20 protein-coding genes are annotated in these 21,279 nt (G+C 66.0%); 5 read left to right on the top strand and 15 right to left on the bottom strand.

Annotated elements, in window-relative coordinates:
* Window positions 1-89: 89 nt before the first annotated feature.
* From JJE66_RS10405 to JJE66_RS10395, 3 genes are all read right to left on the bottom strand, one after another.
* Complete coding sequence (locus JJE66_RS10405; RefSeq protein WP_200514185.1) at window positions 90-2,315, bottom strand: ATP-binding protein; 2,226 nt, start codon at window positions 2,313-2,315, stop codon at window positions 90-92.
* Window positions 2,316-2,430: 115 nt separating this feature from the next.
* The gene (locus JJE66_RS10400; protein WP_200514184.1) at window positions 2,431-2,898 is read right to left on the bottom strand and encodes a hypothetical protein; all 468 of its coding nucleotides are present in this window, start codon (window positions 2,896-2,898) and stop codon (window positions 2,431-2,433) included.
* 98 nt (window positions 2,899-2,996) lie between these two features.
* Window positions 2,997-4,535: a YifB family Mg chelatase-like AAA ATPase gene (locus JJE66_RS10395; protein ID WP_200514183.1), complete on the bottom strand. Its 1,539-nt coding sequence runs from the start codon at window positions 4,533-4,535 to the stop codon at window positions 2,997-2,999.
* Window positions 4,536-4,753: 218 nt separating this feature from the next.
* Between JJE66_RS10395 and JJE66_RS10390 the strand changes: the two genes are divergently transcribed.
* The gene (locus JJE66_RS10390; protein WP_200514182.1) at window positions 4,754-4,999 is read left to right on the top strand and encodes a PilZ domain-containing protein; all 246 of its coding nucleotides are present in this window, start codon (window positions 4,754-4,756) and stop codon (window positions 4,997-4,999) included.
* 83 nt (window positions 5,000-5,082) lie between these two features.
* Window positions 5,083-5,865, top strand: a complete 783-nt coding sequence (locus JJE66_RS10385) for a tetratricopeptide repeat protein (protein ID WP_200514181.1) — start codon at window positions 5,083-5,085, stop codon at window positions 5,863-5,865.
* Window positions 5,866-5,910: 45 nt separating this feature from the next.
* On the opposite strand, the gene JJE66_RS10380 is transcribed toward JJE66_RS10385, so the two are convergent.
* The 7 genes from JJE66_RS10380 to rsmI form a co-directional block, all read right to left on the bottom strand.
* Window positions 5,911-7,200 carry an AAA family ATPase gene (locus tag JJE66_RS10380; RefSeq protein WP_200514180.1) on the bottom strand — a complete coding sequence of 430 codons (1,290 nt, stop codon included), beginning with the start codon at window positions 7,198-7,200 and terminating at the stop codon, window positions 5,911-5,913.
* Window positions 7,197-7,934 carry a CpaD family pilus assembly protein gene (locus tag JJE66_RS10375; protein ID WP_200514179.1) on the bottom strand — a complete coding sequence of 246 codons (738 nt, stop codon included), beginning with the start codon at window positions 7,932-7,934 and terminating at the stop codon, window positions 7,197-7,199. Before JJE66_RS10375 ends, JJE66_RS10380 begins: the two co-directional genes overlap by 4 nt.
* Window positions 7,935-7,997: 63 nt before the next feature.
* Window positions 7,998-9,515, bottom strand: a complete 1,518-nt coding sequence (locus JJE66_RS10370) for a type II and III secretion system protein family protein (RefSeq protein WP_200514178.1) — start codon at window positions 9,513-9,515, stop codon at window positions 7,998-8,000.
* 10 nt (window positions 9,516-9,525) lie between these two features.
* Complete coding sequence (cpaB, locus tag JJE66_RS10365; protein WP_200514177.1) at window positions 9,526-10,335, bottom strand: Flp pilus assembly protein CpaB; 810 nt, start codon at window positions 10,333-10,335, stop codon at window positions 9,526-9,528.
* Between the two features lie 305 nt (window positions 10,336-10,640).
* Window positions 10,641-11,585 (bottom strand): glutathione synthase, encoded by a 945-nt coding sequence (gene gshB / locus JJE66_RS10360; RefSeq protein WP_200514176.1) that lies wholly within the window; start codon window positions 11,583-11,585, stop codon window positions 10,641-10,643.
* A gap of 10 nt (window positions 11,586-11,595) precedes the next feature.
* Window positions 11,596-12,021, bottom strand: a complete 426-nt coding sequence (locus JJE66_RS10355) for a YraN family protein (protein ID WP_200514175.1) — start codon at window positions 12,019-12,021, stop codon at window positions 11,596-11,598.
* Complete coding sequence (gene rsmI, locus JJE66_RS10350) at window positions 12,008-12,970, bottom strand: 16S rRNA (cytidine(1402)-2'-O)-methyltransferase (protein ID WP_200514174.1); 963 nt, start codon at window positions 12,968-12,970, stop codon at window positions 12,008-12,010. The genes JJE66_RS10355 and rsmI overlap by 14 nt, the downstream gene beginning before the upstream one ends.
* 380 nt (window positions 12,971-13,350) lie before the next feature.
* Between rsmI and JJE66_RS10345 the strand changes: the two genes are divergently transcribed.
* Entirely contained in the window at window positions 13,351-14,586 is a 1,236-nt protein-coding gene (locus tag JJE66_RS10345) for a penicillin-binding protein activator (protein ID WP_200514173.1), read from the top strand.
* 101 nt (window positions 14,587-14,687) lie between these two features.
* Here the strand turns inward: JJE66_RS10345 and hemW are convergent, their stop codons facing one another.
* The 3 genes from hemW to rph are packed head-to-tail and all read right to left on the bottom strand — an operon-like array spanning window position 14,688 to window position 17,188.
* Window positions 14,688-15,842, bottom strand: coding sequence for a radical SAM family heme chaperone HemW (gene hemW, locus JJE66_RS10340; RefSeq protein WP_200514172.1), 1,155 nt, complete (start codon window positions 15,840-15,842; stop codon window positions 14,688-14,690).
* A complete protein-coding gene (rdgB, locus tag JJE66_RS10335) occupies window positions 15,829-16,464 on the bottom strand; it encodes an RdgB/HAM1 family non-canonical purine NTP pyrophosphatase (RefSeq protein ID WP_200514171.1) in 636 nt (211 codons plus the stop codon). Before rdgB ends, hemW begins: the two co-directional genes overlap by 14 nt.
* A gap of 10 nt (window positions 16,465-16,474) precedes the next feature.
* Window positions 16,475-17,188 (bottom strand): ribonuclease PH, encoded by a 714-nt coding sequence (gene rph / locus JJE66_RS10330; RefSeq protein ID WP_200514170.1) that lies wholly within the window; start codon window positions 17,186-17,188, stop codon window positions 16,475-16,477.
* A 173-nt stretch (window positions 17,189-17,361) separates the two neighbouring features.
* On the opposite strand from rph, the gene hrcA reads away from it, so the two are divergent.
* The gene (hrcA, locus tag JJE66_RS10325) at window positions 17,362-18,450 is read left to right on the top strand and encodes a heat-inducible transcriptional repressor HrcA (RefSeq protein WP_200514169.1); all 1,089 of its coding nucleotides are present in this window, start codon (window positions 17,362-17,364) and stop codon (window positions 18,448-18,450) included.
* A gap of 110 nt (window positions 18,451-18,560) precedes the next feature.
* On the top strand, window positions 18,561-19,166 hold the full coding sequence (gene grpE / locus JJE66_RS10320; protein WP_200514168.1) for a nucleotide exchange factor GrpE: 606 nt from the start codon (window positions 18,561-18,563) through the stop codon (window positions 19,164-19,166).
* A 16-nt stretch (window positions 19,167-19,182) separates the two neighbouring features.
* Here the strand turns inward: grpE and pncA are convergent, their stop codons facing one another.
* Both pncA and JJE66_RS10310 read right to left on the bottom strand, forming a co-directional pair.
* Entirely contained in the window at window positions 19,183-19,905 is a 723-nt protein-coding gene (pncA, locus tag JJE66_RS10315; protein WP_200514167.1) for a bifunctional nicotinamidase/pyrazinamidase, read from the bottom strand.
* 103 nt (window positions 19,906-20,008) lie between these two features.
* Window positions 20,009-20,950 carry a hypothetical protein gene (locus JJE66_RS10310; protein ID WP_200514166.1) on the bottom strand — a complete coding sequence of 314 codons (942 nt, stop codon included), beginning with the start codon at window positions 20,948-20,950 and terminating at the stop codon, window positions 20,009-20,011.
* Between the last annotated feature and the right edge of the window lie 329 nt (window positions 20,951-21,279).

Here is a 21,279-nt window from a genome sequence, read left to right as displayed (position 1 = left end):
GAATCGTAACCCACCACGTCCATTTCCGCGGACGCAAAAGCGGTGGGTTACGCCTTCGGCTAACCCACCCTACGCACCGTCGGTTGCTGCTACACCGCCAGCTGCCGCGCCGCCGCCAATCCCGCCAGCGCCTCGTCCAGCTTCTCGCGATCGAGTGGCTTGATCAGAAATCCATTCATGCCCGCTTCGAAACAGGCGTAGCGATCTTCCACCAGCGTATTCGCCGTGAGCGCCAAGATCGGTGTGTGGTGACCGCTGATGGCGGCCTCGTGGGCGCGGATGCGCTTGGTGGCTTCGATGCCGTCGAGCTGCGGCATCTGGATGTCCATCAGAACCAGATCATAGGGCGTGCCGGCCGAGCTGGCCGCGAGCCAGGATTCCAGCGCTGCCTCGCCATGGACCGCAATGACGACACGGTGGCCGAGCTTCGTCAGCAGCGATCGCATCAGCAGTGCGTTGATCTCGTTGTCCTCGGCGACGAGGATCGAGAGGCCGTTGGCAGGCGTTCTCATCGTAGCCGGCTCGACCGGCTCGGGCGCGAGATCGGGCGAGGCAACCTCCGGCGTCAGCGCGAGACGCGCGGCGAGCGAGGCCGCACGCAGCGGCTTCACCAGAAAGCCGGTGAAGGCCGGCGACAGCGTGTCATGACGCGAGCTTGGCGTGAGCAGCACGAGGCGCTGCGTTGCATGGGCGCGGGCGACATCGCCCAGGCGATCGACAATGGCCGAACCGAGCGCACGATCGAGCAGCATCGCGTGCCACGGTCGCTCCGGCAGCAGCGCTTCGGCCACCGCCGCATCCGCAACCAGGCAGGTCTGGCCGCCCCAGCGCTCCAACCGCCGTGCGATCAACGATGCTTCGATGCCGCCGGCGACCAGGAGGATCGACTTGCCGTTGAGGTCCGGACTCGGAAAGGCCATCGCTCCGGCTCCGCCCTGCGATGGCGCCAGCGGAATCGCGACTTCGAAGGTCGAGCCTTTATCCGGCTCGCTCTCCAGCATGATGCGGCCGCCCATGCGCTTGACGATGCGCTCGCTGATGGCGAGGCCAAGCCCGGTGCCGCCATAGGTGCGGGCGACGCGGTCGTCGGCCTGCTCGAACTCGCGGAAAATGCGCGACTGCGCCTCGGGCGCAATCCCGATGCCGGTGTCGCGCACCAGGAAGCTGATCTCGTTTGGCCAGATGCCGGGCTCGACGATCAGCGCGACGCCGCCGCTTCCGGTGAATTTGATGGCGTTGCCGGCGAGGTTGAGCAGCACTTGGCGCAGCCGAGCAGCGTCGCCCGTGACCTCCAGCGGCAATCGCTCGTCGACATAGGACGCGATCTCGAGGTTCTTGGCCTGCGCACGCGGCGCCAGGAGCTCGGTGACCTCCTCGATCAGGGTCGAGAGCGCAAAGGGACGCTGATCGAGATCGAGCTTGCCGGCTTCGATCTTGGAATAGTCGAGCAGCTCCTCGATCAGCGCCATCAGCGCTTCGCCCGAGGTCTTCACCGCCCGGGCGTAAGTCGTCTGCTCCGGCGTCAGCGTGGTGTCGAGCAAGAGGCCGCCCATGCCGATGATGCCGTTGAGGGGCGTGCGGATCTCGTGCGAGGCCATCGCCAGGAAGCGCGATTTGGCGCGGTTGGCGGCGTCGGCCTGGTCGCGCGCGCCCGACAGCGCACGCTCGGTCTCGGTGCGGTCGGTGACGTCGCGTCCGACGCTCTGCAATTCGGCGGGCTGGCCGGCATCGCGCCGCACAAAGCCCTCCCGCCAGGCGATCCAGCGCGCCCCCACAGGCGTTGCGATTTTCTGATCATGGATCCGTGTGCCGTTGGTCTCGCGCGCGCTATCACCCTGCTCCAGCACGTCGAAATCAAAGCGGGTGCCGACCAGTGCGCTATGCGCCTGTCCGGCCAGCGCGCAATAGGCGTCGTTGGCGAAGGTGATGCGGCCCTGATGGTCGCGCAGCACGATCAGATCGCCTTGCGATTCGAACAGGCTGCGGGCGCGCTCTTCGGCTTCCTTCAGCTCCCAATTGCGGTCGATCAGCGCCTCGTTATGGGCGGCGAGCGTGCGCAGCCGCTTGGCGATGAAGCGCAGCCGCATGCTCAGCGTCGCGAGGCCAAGGCAGGCCAGCGCAAACAGGACGCTCGCGCCGATCGCAAAGGTGTTGGGGTCGTAGCCGGAGTTTTCCGAGCGGCTGCCGGTGACGAAGCCATAGGCGCCGCCGAACGTCGCCGAGAAAATCATGAACGAGCGGATCGCGAAGGCAATTTTCGGATAGCGGCGCCTGAAGCGGCGCATGCGTACCTTGATCCGGAACGTCCGACCCATCGCCACCGACCCTTATAACCCTGCAACCGCGGTGCGCGACGATGTCTCGCGGACCTTGCGAACAGCTTGAGGCTTCAGGGACGCCTCGAAACAGGGTTGACGAGGTGTTAACGCCTCAGAGCGAGGCGGCCTGGAGATGGCGGTGGCCACCGCGGGCGCCGACGATCAGCGCTGCGGCTTCCTTTTGCGAAAAGGACTTCGAGCGCACATAGATGCGGTAGTCGGCCGGGCCGTCGGTGGAGAGATAGATCGTCGCACGGTCCCCGCCCGGTTGCCCCGAAATCGCGATGAGTCGTGTCGACGGATTGCCCTCGCAGGCTCCCGGCTCGTCGCTGGCGCCGTCGTCGACCACGGCAAAGTCCGCAGCGTTCGCGTCGTCGGTGATCTGCACCCGGACCGTCGCCTGCGCGGGATCGTCGGTGAAGGCGACCTGGATGCCGGCCGTCCAGAACAGGGATGTCAGCTCGACCGAGGTGTCGCCGATGGCGATGCAGGGATGCGAGACCGATCCGATCTCGCTGCGGGCGAACACCGCAGCCGCCAACAGGGGAACCACCGAGGCCAGGACTTTGAAACGCAACATGACACGCTACTCGCCGGGCCCGTATGGACACTCGTGGGCCTTATGGTTTGCAGAGCGTAAAGGAAACTCGTTACCGCCGGGTTGATGCGCGCAAATGATCAGGCCAGCTGGCGCACATCCTCCGCGAGTGCGCGGTAGGACAGCGCCTCGGCGAGATGCAGCCGGCCGATCTTCTCGGCGCCGTCGAGGTCGGCGAGCGTGCGCGCCACCCGCAGCACGCGGTGATAGCCGCGCGCCGACAGCCGCATGGTCTCGGCGGCATCGCGCAGCAGCTTTTGTCCCTGAGCGTCCGGCTTGGCGATCTCCTCCAGCACGGAGGCCGGCGCCTCGGCATTGGTGCGGACCTGCGGCAGGCCCGCATCCGCGTAGCGCGCGAGCTGGATATCGCGCGCGGCTGCCACGCGTGCGGCGACTTCGGCGGAACCTTCAGCCGGCGGCGGCAGGATCAAATCGGCTGCGGTCACGGCCGGGACTTCGATGCGCAGATCGATGCGATCCATCAGCGGGCCGGAGATGCGTGCCTGATAGTCGGAGGTGCAGCGGTCGATGCGGCCGCGCTTGCAGGCATAGCCCGGCTCGAACGCATTGCCGCAGCGGCACGGGTTCATCGCCGCGACCAGCATGAAGCGCGCCGGATAAGTCACGCGATGGTTGGCGCGAGAGACCGAGACCTCGCCGTTCTCCAAGGGCTGACGCAGCGAATCCAGCACGCGCGGATCGAACTCGGGCAGCTCGTCGAGGAACAGCACGCCCTGATGCGCCAGCGAGATCTCGCCGGGCTTTGCCCGGATGCCGCCGCCGGTGAGCGCGGCCATGCTGGCCGAATGATGCGGGCAGCGGAATGGACGCTGCGACGTCAGCGCGCCGCCTTTGATCTCGCCGGCGACGGAGGCGATCATCGAGACTTCGAGCAATTCGCCCGGCGACAGCGGCGGCAGGATCGAGGGCAGGCGCGCGGCCAGCATCGATTTGCCGGCGCCCGGCGCGCCGATCATCAGCAGATGATGGCCGCCGGCGGCCGCGATCTCCAGCGCCCGCTTGGCGCTCTCCTGGCCCTTGATGTCGCGCAAATCGAGCATGGAGGTGGCCGCCTCATGCACCTTCGGGATGGGGCGCGACAGCACCTGCGTGCCCTTGAAATGGTTGGCGATCTGAATCAGCGAGTGCGCGGCGACGATCTGGATGTCCGGGCTCGCCCACGCCGCCTCCGAGCCGCAAGCCGCCGGGCAGATCAAGCCCTCCTCGCGGACATTGGCGCCGATCGCGGCGGGCAAGACGCCAGCCACCGGCGCGATCGAGCCGTCGAGGCCGAGCTCGCCAAGAACAGTGAAGCCGGTCAGCGCGTCCGGCGGAATCGCGCCGATCGCCGCCATCAGCCCGAGCGCGATCGGCAGGTCGTAATGGCTGCCTTCCTTGGGCAGGTCGGCGGGCGCCAGATTGACGGTGATCCGCCGCGCCGGCAGCGCCAGCCCCGAGGCGATCAGTGCCGAGCGGACCCGCTCGCGCGCCTCCGACACTGCCTTGTCAGGAAGACCGACGATGGCGAACGCCGGCAGGCCCGGTGCGACCTGCACCTGCACGTCGACCGCACGGGCCTCGATCCCCTCAAAGGCGACTGTCGAAACCCGCTGAACCATGCTGCCCCCTCGCACAATCGAGGGTAGCAGACGGTTGGCGCTCTGACAAGAACATTACGGGAACATAATTCGGCGTGCCGCGACCCCCCTAACCAATCGTAAACAGGGCGCCGACACTACGCCTCGAATGCGAGCGGCTCTCCTCAGCACATTCCAACGAATGTTCGCTACTCCTGGGGCTGCGGGATGGGCCGTGGTCTAACGGGTGAACAATTCAAATGCTTGCAAATCGCCGGAAAGCCGAACGTCGGGTGTGCAGCCGGCTCGCCAAGATTCATTTTGGTGCGGGCTCGCTGCCGCGGGACTGCACGATCACCGATATCTCGGATGGCGGCGTGAAAGTCGTGGCGGAATATCTTGAGGTGCCGCCGCAATTCACCATCATCTTCGCCCCGGACTATTCCCGCCAATGCCGCCTGCGCTGGCGCATCGGCTGCGAATTCGGTGCTGAGTTTACCGACTAGGCCACGAGCGCGCGTTTCCTTAACGGGAATTTAGCGTTAATCGGCAAAGCATCTCTAATCAGTCCGCCGGCGGTGATCAGAGTATGTCCAAGCGTTCGTCCCTCGTCGCTCCCCCGGCGAGATTGCTGCTTCCCGCACTGCTGGTGCTTGTCCTCGGTGGCTGCCAGACCACGAGCCTGGAGGACGTGACCGGCGCGCTCGGCGTCGGCGGCAAGTCGGAACCTGCCGCCATGGCGGACGCCAGGCCCGATATGGACGCCCTACGCGAACGCTATCGCGCCAAGCCGAGCGATCCCAACATCGCGCTCGACTACGGCAAGGCGCTGCGCGAGACCGGCCAGCGCGCCCAGGCGGTTGCGGTGATGGAGCAGGCCGTGCTCACCCATCCCAGCAACAAGGCGCTGCTCGCCGGTTACGGCCGCGCGCTCGCCGACAACGGCAATTTCCAGCAGGCCTTCGACGTGCTGAGCCGCGCGCACACGCCCGAGGATCCCGACTGGCGCATCCTGTCGGCGCAGGGCGCGGCGCTCGACCAGCTCGGGCGCAACGAGGAAGCCCAGCAATATTATGCAACGGCGCTGAAGATCGTGCCGGACGAGCCGCAGGTTTTGTCCAATCTCGGCCTGTCCTACACCCTCCAGAACAATCTGCCGAGGGCCGAAGAAACCCTGCGTCGCGCCTATCAGCGCAACCCCGCCAATTCGCGCGTGCGGGGCAATCTCGCGCTGGTGCTCGGACTGGAAGGCAAGCAGGCGGAGGCCGAGGCCATCGTGAAGGCCGATCTGCCGCCGGATCAGGCGGCGGCAAAGGTCACGGCGCTGCGCGAGTTGCTGTCGAAGAAACAGCAGCAACGGGCGGAAAAATAATTCGCCGCTGCCGAGCTTCTTGTTGGCTCGAAAACGCTCTCGCGCTTAGGACGCCTTGCGATGCGGAGCCGATCCGCGTCCCGTCCTGCCCTTCAGCTTCTTCAGGAGCGGGCCGAGCAGCGAACGCTTCGGCTTCTTCACCTCGCCGCGCCCGGCGATGCGGTTCGCCATGTTCTGGAACAGCTCGGTGGTGCGGTGGCTCTTGGAGACTTCCGCGATCATCTGGCCATTGTTCGCCGCGGTCGAGAACAGCTTCGAATCGAACGGAATCACCGCGAGCGGTTGGCTTTCCATCGTCTTGGCGAACGACTTGACGTCGATCTCGGCCCGCTTGTGCATGCCGACCTGGTTGATGCAGTAGAGCGGCGGCCGGTCGTTCGGCCGCGCCGTCTTGAGCACGGTCAGCATGTTCTTGGTGTTGCGCAGGTTCGCGAGATCGGGCTCGGCCACGATCACGATGTCGTCGGCGTTGACCAGCGCGCGCTTGGTCCAGGCCGACCATTGGTGGGGCACGTCGAGCACGATGCAGGGCGTGGTCATGCGCAGCGTATCGAAGATCGCGTCGAACGCTTCGGCGCCGAAATCATAGACGCGGTCGAGGGAAGCGGGTGCAGCAAGGAGGCTGAGGCGCTCGGTGCATTTGGCCAGCAGGCGCTCCATCAGCGCCGTGTCCGGCCGGTCCTGCGACAGCACCGCGTTGGCGATGCCCTGCGCTGGGTCCTGGTTGTAGTCGAGGCCGGCGGTGCCGAAGGCGAGGTCGAGATCGATCACCACGGAATCGAGTGCGAGATCGCGCGCGATGGTCCAGGCCAAATTGTGCGCGACGGTGGAGGCGCCGACGCCGCCCTTGGCGCCGACCACCGCGATGACACGGCCGGTGATGACGGCCTCGGAGGCCGAGAACAGGCTGCAGATCGAGCGCACGACATCGATGGTCTCGACCGGTCCGACCACGTAATCGTTGACGCCGCGGCGCACCAGCTCGCGATAGGGCGCGGTGTCGTTGGGATTGCCGATCACGACCACGCGGGTGCCGGGATCACAGACGCCGGCGAGGTCGTCGAGCCCTTCGAGGATGTCGCGCGTGCCATCGGATTCGATCACGATGACGTTGGGCGTCGGCATCGTGTCATAGACTTCGATCGCCGCGGCGAGACCGCCTTCCTTTGCGGTGAGATGCGCCTTGGCGAGACGGCGGTCCTGGCCGGCCGCAGTCATCGCGGCGAGCGTCTGCTCGGTCTCGCAAAAGGCCTGCACCGAGATACGGGGAACCGGTGCAATGTGTTCGTCGGGGTGCTGCGGATCGTCCGCTTCTTCGTGGTGGATGCCCGTCATTTGCCTGTATCGCTGAGTTTGGCCTTTTCAGCCTCGGGATAGGTGGTCGCCGTCGTGATACCCTTGCGGTAGCGTTCGAAGGCGATGTCGCGCCGCGCGGTATAGGCCGGCGTCTCCGCGCGCGGCTGCTCGAGGTCGGCGGGGTTGTCGATCATTGCGGCAAGATTGCGCTGGGTGGCGCAGCCGAGATTGAAGTAGGGCCGGTTCTCGTTGTAGCCGGGGTCGAGGATGGACGGGCCTACGTCCTCGGGCCACAGTCCGCAGGGGCCTGCGACCGCGGCAATCCTAGAATAGCTCAGCCGGATGGTCGGCAGCAGGGCGGGATCCTCGGGACGATAGGGATTCTGGACGATGGCGCGCGACGGCACGCCGCCGCTACCGAGCACGGCGCGGATTTCGTGATAGGTCGCAGCCGCCGCGCGCGAATTCGCGGTGTCGATAGGTACGTCGACGACGACGGCGCCGGTGCCTTCGCGCACCCAGTCCTGGGCAATGCCCATGACGTCCGCGTGCTGCGCGGTCGAGAGGCCGCCTCTCGCCTTCCCGACGAAGATCACGATCGAGCGCTTGGCTTCCTGCACCGCGATCGGGTGGCGCAGGCGATAGTCGGTCGGCACCGTCTGGGTGGTGACGACGTCGCCCGTGGTGTTGCAGGCTCCCAGCATGACGGAGAGCCCCGTCAGTGCGAGCGCAATGCGCAGGTTGCGGCGTCGATCGGATGATGTCTTCGTCATCGCCTGGTCCCCTCTTGCCCCGTGTCTTGCCTTGTTTCTTGCCCGGTCCCCAAACCGTTCGTCTCAGTCGATGATGAAGCCGAAATCGCCGCGATTGTCCTCGATCGGATCGATGCGGCGCGCGATGCCATAAAGGCGGTTCATGCGTCCGAGCAGCGCCGACTGCGCATCCGAGGACGGCGCGAAGCCGTCATCGGGCCGCGACAATTCCTTCTGGGCGACCGCGCGCACCACATAGGGGGTCACGATCACCATCAGTTCGGTCTCGTTGTTGACGAAGTCCTGGCTGCGGAAGAGGGCGCCGAGGATCGGCACCTGATCGATGCCGGGCAGGCCGTTGACGGCCTGCTTGGTCTGCTGCTGGATCAGACCGGCCATCGCCATCGAACCACCCGACGGGATTTCCAGCGTGGTCTCGGCGCGACGGGTCTGGACCGAAGGGATGGTGATGGAGTTGGTCGAGCTCGAGGACAGCGCCTGCGACACCGTGATGGAGTTCTGGCTCGACAGCTCCGAGACCTCGGTCATCACGCGCAGGCTGATCCGGCCCTCGCTGAGCACGACCGGGGTGAAGTTCAACGAGATGCCGAACTTCTTGTAGGTAATCTGGGTGGTACAGACATGCGTGGTCGGATCGCAGGAATAGCCACCGGGAATCGGAAATTCACCGCCCGCGATGAAGGTCGCCGATTCACCCGAGATCGCCGTCAGGCTCGGCTCGGCCAGAGTCCGCATCACGCCCGCGCTTTCCATCGCGCGCATCGTGGCGTTGACGGTGGCGACACCCTTGGCGAGGCCGGTGACGCCGAGCCCGTTGCCGCTGACCAGCGGTCCGCCGCTGGCCGAGAACGGGTTGGAATTGTTGAAATTCACCACCGCGGTGCCGGCATTCAGGCTGGCGCTGAGATCGACGCCCAGTTGCTTGACGATGTCGCGACGCACTTCGCCGACGACGACCTTCAGCATCACCTGGTCGCGGCCGCGCACGACGATGTTGTTGACGACCTTGTCTGCGCCCCCGACGAGTTTCGCGGCGACGTCGCCGGCCTGCTGGGCCTCGACCGGGCTCGACACCGAGCCGGTCAGCATTACGCTATCGCCGACGCCCTCGATCTGTACGCCCGGCAGCGACTGGCGCAGCGCCGTGCGTATGCCGTTGAGGTCGCGCTTCACCGCGATGTCGTAGGAGGCAACCTGCTGGCCGTCGGCGGAGAAGAACACGACGTTGGTCTGGCCGACCTGGCCGCCGATGATATAGGCGCGCTGTGCCGAGCGGATCACCGCATTGGCGATCTTGGGATCGGCCACCAGCACGTCCTTGACCTCGCGCGGCAGGTCGATGACGACCGACTTGCCGATACCGAGCGACAGCGAACGCGTCCGCGCCGGCGCGATGGTCGCGACCGGCGTCACGCCGAGGTCCGGCGCCTGTAACGGTGCCTGGTCTCCGACCGGCGCATCTGCAGCGCGAACCCAATCCGGGGCTGCGAGCAGCCCCAGCATCAGCATTGCCCCTGCCCAGAACGAGCCAGCGCGCTTCCCCCGAATGCGCAGGCCCATCCGATATTCCCCGTAATTCATGATGTCCCCATCACTTCTGTGACGTCATTTGTCGCGTCTGCACGCCGTAGCGGATCACGTTGACGCCGCCGGGACGCTTGGTTTGGTCTTCGACCGGAATCTCCGACGCGTTGGCATCGGCGATGCTCCGCAGCGCCAGCGACAGGGTGCCGCCCTGGCGGGACGCCGATAATGTGGCCACCTGGTCGGGCTTGAGCTCGAGCGTGACCGTCTTGCCGAGCACGGTGGTCTGGCCGTCCTTTTCCTTCGGCGCCTGGTCGATCGCGAGGACGCGGATGTTGGTGAGGACGACCTCCGACAGGATCAGGTCATTGCCGCCGGTCGGTCCGTTGGTGTCGGGATTCTTCAGCCGGCGCGTCAGCACGATGTCGACGCGGTCGTTCGGCAGGATAAAGCCGCCGGCGCCGGTCTCGGCGGAAATCTCGGTGGACACGGCCCGCATGCCCGACGGCAGGATCGCGGCCATGAAGCCGGAGCCGTCGGCTCTCACCAGCTTCTGCTCGCGGATCGGCTCGCCCTGCATCAACGGCACGCGTGCGATGGAGCCGGCGATCTGGGTCTGAGCGTCGGGCCTGCTGTCGCGGCGGATGAAGGCGCTGCTGGCGGTCGCTGACGGCCAGGTCTGCCATTGCAAATCCTCGGCCTTGACGGCCTGGCCGAGCTGGATGTCGGATTTGGCGACGAGCACCTCGACCGTCGGCAGCTTTTCGGCCACCGGGAGAGCGGGTGCGGGCTTGTTGTCGTAGCCGCTCGCCAGATACGCGGCGACGCCGCCGGCGCCCAGCGCAACGACGAGAACGACAATGCGTGCGGTGTTCATACGCTTCTACTCTTACGCGGGGCACTCGAACCGCACGTGGCGGGTTCCCCCGCATCGATGAGTAGGGAGTAAAAGTATAAGGGGTGTTGCGAGGCCGAGTGTGATGGTCCGTGACGCGGCGAGTTTTGGCCAGATGGTGAATGCCGCGTTATTCGGCAGGCCACGGCCCCGTAGAATCACGCAAGCGCGCTCTCGCGCTCCCACGTTCGCATGAGGCGCGGGGCGTCATGGTGAATGGGTGGTTAGCGACGGACGCGCAGTGTGTCCGTTGATGTCCGTAGCCCGAGAAGCGAAGCGACGGGCGCTTACTTCGCCCGCTTCTGCTCGATCACGTCCCAGATCTTCGCCGCGACGTCGGGCCCGCCGAGCCGCGCGATGGCGCGGATGCCGGTGGGCGAGGTCACGTTGATCTCGGTGAGATTGCCGTTGATGACGTCGATGCCGACGAACAGCAGGCCGCGCTCGCGTAGCGCCGGGCCGACGGTAGCGCAGATCTCGCGCTCGCGCGGGGTGAGCTCGGTCTCCTTCGCCGCGCCGCCGCGCACCATGTTGGAGCGGAGATCGTCGGCGGCCGGCACGCGGTTCACCGCACCGGCGAATTCGCCATTGACCAGGATGATGCGCTTGTCGCCGAGCTTCACCTCGGGGATGAACTGCTGGATCACCCAGGCCTCTTTGAAGGTGACCGAGAACATGTCGAACAGTGAGCCGAAATTCATGTCCTGCGGCATCACGCGGAACACCGCGGCGCCACCGTAGCCGTGCAGCGGCTTCATCACCACGGCGCCGTACTTGTCGCGGAAGGCGTTGATCTCGTCGAGGTCGCGCGAGATCAGCGTCGGCGGCATCAGCTGCGGAAAGTTCATCACGAAGAGTTTTTCCGGCGCGTTGCGCACGGAGGCGGGATCGTTGACGACCAGCGTCTTCGGGTGAATGCGCTCGAGCAAATGCGTGGAGGTGATGTAGGCGAGGTCGAACGGCGGATCCTGGCGCAGCAGCACCACGTCAAAGCCGTTCAGCGCCTCGCGCTTGGGTTCGCCGAGAGTGAAGTGATCGCCGGGCTCGTCGCGCACAGTGAGGAGCTGAACGGGAGCCACGATCTCCTCGCCGACCATCGACAGCTTGTCGGGCGTGTAATAGGACAGGCCGTGGCCGCGCTTCTGCGCCTCCAGGAGCAGCGCAAAGGTGGAATCGCCCTTGACGTTGATGCGGGCGATGGGGTCCATCTGGACGGCGACGTTCAGTTTCATGGTCTGCCTTTCAGGTCGAGGCGTCGAATGCCGCCAACACATGGCGCGGAAGTGACCGCGGCGCAATCAGCATGGCGTCGAATCGCAGTTCGAATTCTGCATGCTCGGGATGCGCCACGAGCCAGCCCCGCGCGGCATCGATGATGCGCTGCTGCTGGCGCGGCGTCACCGCATAGGCGGCCTCATCGAGGCTGGCACGGGCCTTGACCTCGACGAAGGCGATCAGGCTGCGGCGGCGCGCGACGATGTCGATCTCGCCGTGCGGCGTGCGGTAGCGCTTGGCGAGGATGCGGTAGCCCTTGGCCATGAGGAAGGCCGCGGCCCGGCTCTCGGCCGAGATGCCGGTGCGGAACGCGGCGAGGCGCTCGGGCGCGGCCACTTTCGATTCCTGTTTGGGCTCGTGTTTCGATTCTTGGGGGCCCTCAGTCTTCGCCATCGCCGCCCCGCAAATCCTTCGGCAGGTTCTTGGCGAGCTCGAGCGCGCGGGCATACACCTCGCGGCGGGGCCGCCCCGAGAGTTCGACGGCGTGCGCGACCGCGTCCTTGACGCTGTGTGTTGCGAGCTGGTCGCGCAGGAGCGCGTCGAGTGCATCCGAATTCATCACCTCGGCGTCAGCCGCGGGCGGAGCGATCACCAGCACGAATTCGCCGCGCGTCTCCAGCGTGTCGGCGGCGCGCGCCAGCTCGGTCAGCGGCGCGCGGGTGATTTGCTCATGCAATTTGGTCAGCTCGCGGCAAATCGCGGCTTCGCGCGTGCCCATGATCTCGGCGAGCTCGGCGAGCGTATCCTGCACGCGGTTGCCGGAGTCGAACATCACCAACGTCGCATCGATGCGGGCAAGCTCCGTGAGGCGCGACCGCCGCGCTGCGGATTTCGCCGGCAGAAAACCTTCGAAGAAGAAGCGGTCGGTCGGCAGCGCCGCGACCGATAACGCCGCCAGCACCGCGGACGGACCAGGCAACGCGTAGACCGCGTGGCCGGCGGCGCAGACCTCGCGTACCAGCTTGTAACCGGGATCGGAGATCAGCGGCGTGCCCGCATCCGACACCAGCGCAATCGAGCCGCCCTGCGAAAGCCGCTCGAGGATTTTTGGCCGCGCGGCCTCGGCATTGTGCTCGTGATATTGCTTGAGCTGCGCCGAGATGTCGTAACGCTCGGTCAGCCGCCGCGTGATGCGGGTGTCTTCGCAGGCGATGAAGTCGACCCCGGCCAGCGTCTGCAGCGCGCGCAGCGTGATGTCGCCGAGATTGCCGATGGGGGTCGCCACGAGATAGAGGCCCGGCGCCACCTTCGGCGCGGCGAGCCGGTGGGCGTCGATGGAAAAGCCGCGCGCGGCGGTGTCCGTAGCTTCAGTCGTATTTATCGGGGCCGGCTTTGCGCGCATAATAAGATGAACTTAGGCATGATCCCTGGGGCTGGGAACCGGTCTCCCGAAAAAGATCGTGCCGGGGCGAGATACTGAGACTTGAAACCGAGACTTGATACCGAGACTTGGGCGAGGAAGGACTGGAATGTGATCCATCCGGCATCACATTCCCGAGGGAATGAACGGTCGGCGCCATATTCGCGGCGGAAACACCGCCTTGATGCTTTCGTGACGGACGGCGGACAGCTAGCCAGAAGTTGAAGGGCGACCGCGTTAAGCGGTCATTATCCTTTTGTTTTGGTTAACTATTTGCCGACAATATGCCTGAATCCGCGGCTTCTATCGCGGCAAGATTTGCTGTGATCGGTCGGCGACGGACGGTCAGAAGAAGAGCTGCCATGGTGGGCCCGCGTGAATTGAAGTCTCCCGTTCAGGGACCCCGATTGTCGGGGGCGACCCGGCGGAGTGCGCTTGGCCTGCTGCTCGGTGCGCCGCTGCTGTCGGCCTGCGCCGGCGTGCAGCAGAGCCTCAGCCAGTTTTCCAGTCCGTTCTCGAGCTCCTCGCCGCCGCCCACCCAGCCGGCCGGTCCGCCGCAACAGGCCACGACCGCCGGAACCGGCGGCGTGAAGGTTGCCGTGATCCTGCCGCTCTCGGCCGCCGGCAATGCGGGGCTCGCCGCGCAATCCATGCGCAACGCCGCCGAAATGGCGCTGGCCGAGTTCCAGAACCCGAACATCCAGCTTCTGATCAAGGACGACAATGGCAGCCCGCAGGGCGCGCAAGCGGGCGCGCAGCAGGCGGTCGACGAAGGCGCCGAGATCATCCTGGGGCCGTTGTTCGCGCAGTCGGTGCCGGCGGTGGCGCAGGTCGCGCGTGCGCGCGGCATCTCGGTGATCGCGTTCTCGACCGATTCGAGCATCGCCGGCCGCGGCGTCTATCTGCTGAGCTTCCTGCCGGAGTCCGACGTCAACCGCATCGTCGAATATTCCACCAGCATCGGAAAGCGCTCGTTCGCCGTGCTGGTGCCGGACAATGCCTACGGCAATGTGGTCGAGGCCGCAGTGAAGGCCGCGGTGCCGCGGCGTGGCGGCCGCATCGTGGCGTTCGAAAAATACGGCGCCGATCGCGCGACCCCGGCGCGGACCGTGGCGCAGCAGCTCGGCAGCGCGGATGCGCTGTTCATTGCCGATGACGGCGATGCCGTCGTCACAGTGGCGGATGCGATGACCGCGGCGGGCGCAAATTTGCGCAACATCCAATTGCTCGGCACGGGTCTCTGGGACAGTCCGCGCGTCTATGCCAGTCCCGCGTTGCAAGGTGGCCTCTATGCCGCGCCGGACCCGGCCGGCTTCCGCGCCTTCTCCGGCCGCTACCGCACCAAATTCGGCGCCGAGCCGATCCGCACCGCAACGCTCGCTTATGACGCGGTCGCGCTGGTCGCAGCGCTCGCGCGCACGCAAGGCACCACGCGCTTCTCGGCCGACGTGCTCACCAACCCCTCAGGTTTTGCCGGCATCGACGGCCTGTTCCGCTTCCGCGCCGACGGCACCAATGAACGCGGGCTGGCGGTGATGAAGGTGACGACGGGTGGTGGCGTGGCAGTCGCGGGCTCGCCGAAGAGCTTTGGGGCGTGATGGTTTCGTAGCCCGGATGGAGCGCAGCGCAATCCGGGTTCTGTCTCCGCGGCCAGATCGCCCCGGATTGCGCTGCGCTCCATCCGGGCTACGGGATCTCGTTACGCCGCGAGATCTGCGACCACCGCATCCAGCACCGGAAATCCGCTGCTCGTCACGCGCAGGCGTCCCGTCGGATCGACGGTGATGGCGCCTTCCTCGCGCAGCAGCGCGATGCGCTTGGGATCGAGCGGGCGGCCCGACAGCGCGGTGTAGCGCTCGGGGTCGATGCCTTCGGCGAGGCGCAATCCCATCAGCAGAAATTCGTCGGCGCGCTCTTCGCTGTTGAGGAGATCGTCGGTGACGACGCCGTCGCCGTTCGTCTCGACCCGCATCAGCCAGGCTTCGGGGCGTTTCTCGGTGGCGGTGGCGTGGCGGATGCCATCGATATCGAGGCGGCCATGCGCGCCGGGACCGATGCCAGCATACTCGTCGCCGCGCCAATAGACCAGATTGTGCCGGCACTCGGCACCGCGCTGTGCGTGGTTGGAAATCTCGTAAGCCGGCAGGCCGAGCTTGTCGCAAGTCTCCTGCGTGACATCGTAGAGCGCGCGCGCGACCGCTTCGTCCGGCGTCTTCAATTTGCCGGCCTGGTGCAGGCCGAAGAACGGCGTGCCTTCTTCGATCGTCAATTGATAGAGCGACAGATGCTCGGCGGCTTCACCGATCGCGAGACGCAGCTCATCGGCCCACATCGCCGGCGTCTGGTCGGGACGGGCGTAGATCAGATCGAACGAATAACGGTCGAACGAGCGGCGCGCGATCGCCACTGCATCGAGCGCCTCGCGCGCGCTGTGCATGCGGCCCAGCGCTTTCAGCGAGGCATCGTCGAGCGCCTGCACGCCCAGTGAGACGCGGTTGACGCCGGCGGCGCGATAGCCGGCAAAACGTGTTGCTTCGACGCTGGTCGGGTTTGCCTCCAGCGTCACTTCGACGTCGGTGGCAACGTTCCAGTGCGTGCCGATCGCATCGAGCACCGCACCGACCGTCGCAGGCTGCATCAGCGACGGCGTGCCGCCGCCGAGGAAGATCGAGGTGACCTCGCGGCCGGACGAGCGCTCGGCCGTGGTTGCGATCTCGCGGGCGAAAGCGGCGGCAAAGCGCGCCTCGTCGATGGCGGCGTGGCGAACGTGGCTGTTGAAGTCGCAATAGGGGCACTTGGACAGGCAGAACGGCCAGTGCACGTAGACGCCGAAGGCTTCCTTAGCGCGGTTCAAGGCAGATCTCCGCCAGTTTCACGAAGGCGCGGGCACGATGCGACAGGCCGAGGCCGAGCGGCGGCAGGCCGTGCTTCTCGATGCTGGTCATCTCGCCGAAAGTGCGATCGTGTCCGTCCGGCAAAAACATCGGATCGTAGCCGAAGCCGGCGGTGCCGCGCGGCGGCCAGACCAGCGTGCCGTCGACGCGCGCCTCGACCTCTTCGAGGTGATTGTCGGGCCAGGCGACGCAGAGCGCGGAGACGAAATGCGCCTTGCGCTTGTCCGGCGTGGTGGCGCCGCGCTCCTGCAACAGGCGTTCAATCTGCGCCATCGCGGCAGTGAAATCTTTGGAAGGTCCGGCCCAGCGTGCGGAGAAAATGCCGGGCGCGCCGTCGAGCGCGTCGACCACGATGCCGGAATCGTCGGCGAAAGCGGGCAGCTTGGTCGCCTGCGCCGCCGCGATCGCCTTGATCGCGGCGTTGCTGCGGAAATCATTGCCAGTCTCGTCGGGCTCGCCCAGGCCGAGCTCGCCGGCCGACACCGCCTCGATGCCGTAAGGCGTCAACAGTTCCCGCATCTCGGCGAGCTTGCCGGGATTGTGGGTTGCGATGACGAGCTTTCCGGTGATTCGGCGGTGCATGGCTTATTGACTACGCGACCGCCAGTTTCTGCAAGTCGACAAGACGCGCGACGCCCTTGCGTGCCAGCGCCATCAGCGCCAAAAGCTCGTCCTGCGTGAACGGCTCGCGTTCCGCAGTGCCTTGCACCTCGATGATGCGGCCATCGCCGGTCATGACGAAATTGGCATCGGTCTCGGCCTCGGAATCCTCGGCATAGTCGAGGTCGAGCACGGGCGTGCGCTTGTAGATGCCGCAGGAGATCGCGGCGACGTTGTCGCGCATCACGTTGGCCTTGATCATGTTGCGCGTTTTCATCCAGTTGATGCAATCGGCGAGCGCGACCCAGGCGCCGGTGATCGAGGCCGTGCGGGTGCCGCCGTCGGCCTGGAGCACGTCGCAATCGACCGTGATCTGGCGCTCACCGAGCGCTTCGAGATCGACGATGGTGCGCAGCGAGCGGCCGATCAGGCGCTGGATCTCGACGGTGCGGCCGCTCTGCTTGCCGGCGGAAGCCTCGCGGCGGGTGCGCTCCGAGGTCGCGCGCGGCAGCATGCCGTATTCGGCAGTGACCCAGCCGCGGCCCTGACCCTTCAGCCACGGCGGCAGGCGCTCTTCCAGCGTGGCGGTGACCAGCACATGGGTGTCGCCGAATTTCACCAGGCAGGAGCCTTCCGCATATTTGACCACGCCGCGCTCCAGCGTCACGGGGCGCAATTCGTCGGGCGCACGGCGGCTTGGCCGCATGGGAAATCCTCCAAAACTCGCAGGGAATAGGCTGTTCGCGGTGCTTGTAGGGGGGGTGAGGGTGAGCATCAAGGCTTTTCGGTCCCCAACCAACTTTCGAGCAACCGCAAAACCCCGCTTGTCAGGGGCCTCCCGGATGGACAAATTACAAACAGCTGAGAGGAGTTACGTCTGTGGCCCATCACGATCCGATCCATCTGATCGCGCCGCGCGCAGGCCTCGCCCAGCTCAACGAGCGTTCCCGCGACATTTTTCGTCAAATTGTCGAAAGTTATCTCGCGACCGGCGAGCCGGTCGGCTCGCGCAACATCTCGCGTCTGATCGCGATGCCGTTGTCGCCGGCTTCGGTCCGCAACGTCATGGCCGATCTGGAACAACTCGGCCTGATCTATGCCCCACACACTTCCGCCGGCCGGCTGCCGACGGAACTCGGCTTGCGTTTCTTCGTCGATGCCCTGATGCAGGTCGGTGACCTCAATGACGCCGAGCGGCAGTCGATTCAGAGCCAGCTGACATCGGTGGGCCACGCCCAATCGGTCGAGGCGGCGCTGTCGGAAGCGCTGACGCGGCTGTCCGGCCTCACCCGCGCCGCCGCCGTGGTGCTGACGCCAAAATCCAATTCGCGGCTGAAGCATATCGAATTCGTCCGGCTGGAACCGGAAAAGGCGCTGGTGATCCTGGTCGGCGAGGACGGCCAGGTCGAAAACCGCGTGCTGACGCTGCCGCCGGGGGTTCCGTCCTCGGCCATCACCGAAGCCGGCAATTTCCTCAATGCGCGGATTCGCGGCCGGACGCTCGCCGAGGCGCGGCTCGAGATGGAAACCGCGCTCGGAGAGGCCCGCGCCGAGCTCGATCAGCTGACCCAGAAGGTGATTTCGGCCGGGATCGCGAGCTGGTCCGGTGGCGAGAACGAGGACCGCCAGCTCATCGTGCGTGGTCACGCCAATCTGCTCGAGGATCTGCATGCGTTGGAGGATCTGGAACGGGTGCGGCTGCTGTTCGACGATCTCGAGACCAAGCGCGGCGTGATCGATCTGCTCGGCCGCGCGGAAACCGCCGAAGGGGTGCGGATCTTCATCGGCAGCGAGAACAAGCTGTTTTCCCTGTCGGGCTCCTCCACCATCATCTCGCCCTATCGGGACGCCGCCGGCCAGATCGTCGGTGTTTTGGGGGTGATCGGGCCGACGCGGCTGAATTATGCCCGTGTGATCCCGACCGTGGATTACGCCGCCCGCATCGTCAGCCGTCTTCTGGGGGGCTGACCGGCGTTTGAGCCGATCACGGGCGCTTGATTTTCGGCGCCCGAAGCACGATATCCGGGCAAGAAAATCCTCACGAAAAATCCCTCGAGACCAGTTCGAAAAGAGAGCCGATGACCGATCGAGACCGGCAACCCGAAGACACGAGTGCTGCGGCCGGCGAGCCCGTGGTGTCGAAGCCCTACATCATGCCCGACGATCCCGAGCCCGGCTCGGTGGAATTGTTGCAGAAGGAAGTCGCCGAGGCGCGCGACCGCATGCTGCGGACGCTGGCCGAGATGGAGAATCTGCGCAAGCGCACCGCCAAGGAGGTCGCTGACTCCAAGCTCTACGGCGTCACCGGCTTTGCCCGCGACGTGCTCGACATCGCCGACAATCTCCAGCGCGCGCTCGATGCCATTCCGGCCGAGACCCGCGCCGCGGCGGATCCCGGCATGACCTCGCTGATCGAGGGCGTCGAGCTCACCGAGCGCGCGCTGCTCAACGCGCTGGAAAAGCACGGCGTGAAGAAGTTCGATCCGCTGGGCCAGAAGTTCGACCCGAACTTCCAGCAGGCCATGTACGAAGTGCCCGATGCGTCGGTGCCCGCGGGCATCGTCGTTCAGGTCATGCAGGCCGGCTACACCATCGGCGACCGCGTGCTGCGCCCGGCGCTGGTCGGTGTCGCCAAGGGCGGCGCGAAGGCCGCGCCTGCGGCGAACAGCAACGAGGCGAACTGAGCGGCGTAAGCGCCGCTTACGTGCTCACCGCGATATCCGCAGATTGGATCCGCTTCACGCCGGCCTTGGCCATATCGGCCCAGGCCTTGGCGAGCGAGCCCTGATTGTCGATGCCGCGGCAGGCGTCTTCCACGACATAGACCTCGAAGCCCGCCTTGCGCGCATCGAGCGCCGTCCAGGCGACGCAGAAATCCGTCGCCAGACCCGCCACGAACACGCGCTTGATCTTGCGGCCCCTGAGATAGCCGGCAAGCCCCGTCGAGGTCTTGCCGTCGGCTTCGAGGAACGCCGAATAGCTGTCGACGTCCTTGTGAAAGCCCTTGCGGATGACGAGCTCGGCCTGCGGGATCGAAAGATCCTTGGAGAGCGAGGCGCCGTCGGTGCCCTGGACGCAATGGTCGGGCCACAACACCTGCTTGCCGTAAGGAAGATCGATGGTCTCGAACGGCTTCTTGCCGGAATGCGCCGACGCGAACGAGATGTGGCCCGCCGTGTGCCAGTCTTGCGTCATCACCACGTTCGCAAACGCTTTTGCGATTCTGTTGATGACGGGCACCACCTGCTCGCCTTCCTTCACCGCGAGGCTGCCGCCCGGCAGGAAGCAGTTCTGCACGTCGATCACGAGCAGCGCGGAGGTGTCATCCGGCTTGATGGAGGCCGCCGCGAATAGTGCGGTGGGAGCGAGGGCTACGAGAGCGCTGGTCCCCAGCGCCGCCAACACTTGTCGCCGATCCAGCATCGTTCGTCTCCCTCTGATTGATCCACGAGGAGGGAGCCTAATTCCGTTCGTGTACGAACAGAAGCCCGAAAATGCAGCCGGTTCTGTCCAGCCCTTGGGCGCGTTAGCCTTTGGGCTGGATGCCGTCGCGCACGGCGCGGAAGCGGGTGAAGGCGTCCGACCACTGGTCGCGCGGCGCGCTGGCAATGATGCGCAGCGAGGCGCCGCCGCTCGAGAAGCGGATCCACTGCACCACGGTCACCGGGGTCTTGTCCTTGCCGCTGATGCCGTCGATCCGGGTCTCAAAACCCTGCTGGCCGGTGATGCGGATCGGCTCGGACATGGTGACGCGGGATTCGCGGACGCCGGGGATCTGGAGCGCCGCCTCCTGGGCGAAGCGGGCGCGGTCGTCGGCCTGCTGCGGGGTGGCGCCGATCAGGCCGAGGATCATGAACGGCTTCGATTCATAGCCTGTGCTCTCGTTGCCGTCGGCCAGGATGATGCTCGCGCCCGGGACCAGCGTTCGGATGTCCTTGAAACTGGCGAGATCGGTAATCTTGAACGGCATCAACCCGAGCTGCTCGTCGACCGCAACCTCCCTGCGGGTCACGGCGGTCGCAAACATCTGCCGCACCGCCTCGTCGGTGTAGATCTTCGAAGCGTTCTCGGGGACCTGCACCGCGACATAGCCGGAGAAGCCGGCGCCCGGCACGATCATCGAATAGCGCTTCACCGCCGTATCGCCGGCCTTGCCGCTCTCGGTGGTGAAATAGGCGAGGCCCGCCGGCGTCTCGATCTTGTCCGGCTTGACGCCGCTGCCGCCGGCCGGATTGGCGTTGAAGGCGCTCACGACCTCGCCATAGGCGGCCGGCGGCAGCTCGGTGATCAGCACCTTGACGTTGCCGTCCTCGCTCTCGAAGCCCGGAAAGGTCTTCGCCGTGTTCAGCCCGACCAACGGCACCATGCCGAGGCGCAAGCCTGGCGGATAGACGGCGTCGGCGGCGAGGGCCGGAAGTGCCGTGGCAACGAGGAGGGCGATCGCAGCGAGGGGGCGGGTCAGCTTCATGGGCACTCTGATTGGTTCACATTGAGGCCGTTCGATGGTTGGCCACTGGGCCGCTTTGTCGCGCGAAGCAGCCTCGCGGCGGCTGACCGGCCGCCCGCCTTTTAGCGGGTTTGGCGCGCCGGTAACAGGGCCGGGCGGGTCACGGCGGCGGGGTTGGCTGAGACCTGAACCTGTTAATGAATCCTCACCTGCAAGGGCGGTTCAGCCCGGATATGAACTTCCAAAACCCAATGTTTTCACGGCCGAAACTTGCGTTCGGTCCTTGCGGGCCCCACCCCCCCTCCTATATGAGCGTCAACCATCGCAATATCGCGAATGTTTGATCTTAG

Origin of the sequence: Bradyrhizobium diazoefficiens, from assembly GCF_016612535.1 — a bacterium.
GTDB classification, from domain to species: Bacteria; Pseudomonadota; Alphaproteobacteria; order Rhizobiales; family Xanthobacteraceae; genus Bradyrhizobium; species Bradyrhizobium diazoefficiens_C.
The sequence above is the reverse complement of the archived record's forward strand: the minus strand, read 5'-3'. Positions and strand labels throughout refer to the sequence as shown.